The sequence below is a fragment of the Actinomadura sp. 7K534 genome, assembly GCF_004348575.1.
Taxonomy (GTDB): Bacteria; Actinomycetota; Actinomycetes; order Streptosporangiales; family Streptosporangiaceae; genus Spirillospora; species Spirillospora livida.
The window spans coordinates 1-2,578 of sequence record NZ_SMKB01000431.1 but is presented as its reverse complement, the minus strand read 5'-3'; the positions used below and the strand labels follow the sequence as shown (position 1 = coordinate 2,578).

The window sequence follows — 2,578 nt, the reverse complement described above, 5'->3', positions numbered from 1 at the left end:
CGTCTACGAGTCGTTCCACCGGCATGGGAACGGCCTCATCGAACTGCTCGACTTCGGTATCGACGTCGCCGACCCGTCGCGCGTGCAGCAGCGGCGGGGCACGCCCGGCGGCACCCTGGCCGGGACGGGCCCCCCGCCGGCCGGTCTCCCCCCGGCGGGGACCCCGATGCCGCTCTCGACGGAGGGTGTGCCGGGCGTGGACGCCGATCTCCTGGAGCCCCGGCTGGCCGAGGCCAAGGCGAACGGCGACAACTCCGCGTACTTCCGGCTGCTGGCGGACGCCGACCTGGTCCTGCCCGCGACCGCGCCCGCCGTGGAAGACCCCGACCGCGCGGAACTGCCCACCATCGTCATCGGCAGCGACACCTACGTCACGGTGTTCACCTCGCCCGGCGCCCTCGCCCGCACCGGCGACCGGCACCCGAGCCTCTACAGGCGCACATCCTTCGCACAACTGGCGTCTGCCTGGCCGGACCCTGCATGGCGCCTAGCGATCAACTGGGGCCTGCCTAGCGAAGTGCTCCTGGACTCGTCCGTCGTGGCCCGCCTGCACGAGAGCCCGGAGGGCGTGCCACCCGCCGAGCAGGGCATGCCGTCGAACCCGTACGGGACGGTCGATCCGAACGCCCTCTCTGGGCCCAACCCCGTCGCGGGTGGCTCGACACCCGGCCTCAACGGTGCGGCCCCCTCATTCGGCGAGGGTCTGCCCGACGACGTTCCCCCCGCGCCCCTCGACGACTCCCACACGGCGGTCGACCCCTTCACGGCGGCCGACCTGCAGGCGGCGCTCGACGCCGGGCCGCCCGCGCCCGGGAAGCCGCTGCCCCCGCCCGCCGACGCCCGGCCCGTCCCAGAACCGGAACCTTCCGCGCCGCAAGCTCCCGCACCGCAGATTCCCGCACCGCAGATTCCCGAGCCGCAGATTCCGGAGCCCCAGGTTCCCGAATCCCAGGCTCCCGAGCCTCACCTTCCCCAGCCTCACCTTCCGGAGCCCCAGGTTCCCGCACCGCAGGTCCCCGCGCCGCAGGCGAGCGCCGCGCCGGAGCCGCCAGAGCTACCGGAGCAGGTGGAGCGGCTGGAACCGGCGAAGCCCGAACCGGAGCCGAAGCCCGAACCGGAGCCCCTCCAGCCCGAGCGTCTTCCGCACGAGCTTGTGCAGCCCCAAGCGGAGCGCGTCCAGGGGGAGGCTGTGGCGCCCCTGGGTGCGCCTACGCGAAGGCGGTCCGTCGCCCAGCAGCAGCCCCCCGGCGTCCCGATCCGGTTGCCGCACGGCGCCCGCCTCTGGCGCTGGACCGGTGAGGGTGAAGAGACGCCCCTGGCGGTCTACGACGCCGTCGGCGGGGTCTGGACGCCGGTAAGGGCCGACGCAGTTCAGGCTCCGCGAACCGAGTGACGCGGCGTTCCGCTACCGTCGAGTACGGCCCCCGCCCACGGACGTGAGAGTGGATCCCGAGTGGACTGGAACGACTTCGCCAAACGGCTGACGCTGGAGCTCTCCCGGCTGCCGGTCACGTCGTTCCTCATCGTGCAGGGCCCCAGCGGGCTCCCCTACGCACAGGCGATGAGGGCGGAAGGCGTGCTCGACGCGGAAGCGGTCAGCAGCGCGTTCCTGCCCCGGCCGCTGGCCCCCCGGCAGGAGCGGCGGCTCAAGTCGCTCGGCTGGGAACCGCCGGACGAGGAGGAGCGCAAGAACTGGTGGCACCAGTTCACGTGGCGCGACCGCGGCGGCCGGGCCGCGGCGGAGCACCTGGAGGCGTGCGCGCTCCTCGCCGGGCTGATGGTCGGCGCGTTCCGGGACGTGTACGGCATCGAGTCGCCGCTGGAACTCGTCTACCAGGCGAGCAGGTCCGGTCCGGAGGGCGGTCCGCTGGCGCTGCCCGGCCTGGGGATCCCGCTCGCCGTCCCGGAGTCCGGGAAGCGCCAGGCGTCCGGGCGCGCCCGGCGACCGTCCGGCTCCTCGCTGGAGACCGCCCTCACGGAGGCGCGCGAGCGCGGCGACCAGCGCGGCTACCTGGAGCTCCTCGCGCGCGCGGTCCTGTACCTGCCCGCCCCCGGCGACCCCGGGGCCGCCGAGCACCAGTTCGCCACCGCGCAGTTCGGTGACGGCACGTTCGTGCTGGCGTTCACCTCGCCCGAGGCGATGGACCGGTCCCTGCAGGGCCAGGCGGTCCACCACCGGCAGGCGTCGCTGTCGGAGCTGTCCCGCCGCTGGCCGCATCCGGAGTGGCAGCTCGCGGTCAACCCCGGCCTCCCCAGCGCGTCCTACCTGGACGCCAACGCGCTGTTCGAGCCGGAGGAGCCGCGCAAGCCCGCCGCGCCGAAGCCGCCTGCGCCGACCGACGTGCACGTCGCGGGCGCGTCGACCCGCACCCGGACGCGCGGCGTCAAGCCCGCCCGCGAAGGCTCCGCCGCTCCGGCGGCGCCCAGAGCGCCGCAGAGCCCGGCGCCGCCGCGCACCGAGCCCCGGGCACCGTCCGGCGTTCCCGCGGCCGCACCGGCGCCCACACGCCCGCCGGGCGACGTCGCGGCGCCCACTCCCCCGCAGCGGCGGCCCGAGGCGCCGGCCGCCCAACAGGCC

General features: G+C 75.4%; 2 protein-coding genes. Both read left to right on the top strand.

The genetic code is table 11. The features are described from left to right. On the top strand, window positions 1–1,393 hold a 1,393-nt coding region (locus tag E1266_RS39750), incomplete at its 5' end, for an SseB family protein (protein ID WP_243719345.1). A 60-nt stretch (window positions 1,394–1,453) separates the two neighbouring features. Further along, window positions 1,454–2,578, top strand: a 1,125-nt coding sequence (locus E1266_RS36780; protein WP_132055151.1) for an SseB family protein, incomplete at its 3' end; no start/stop codon positions are given.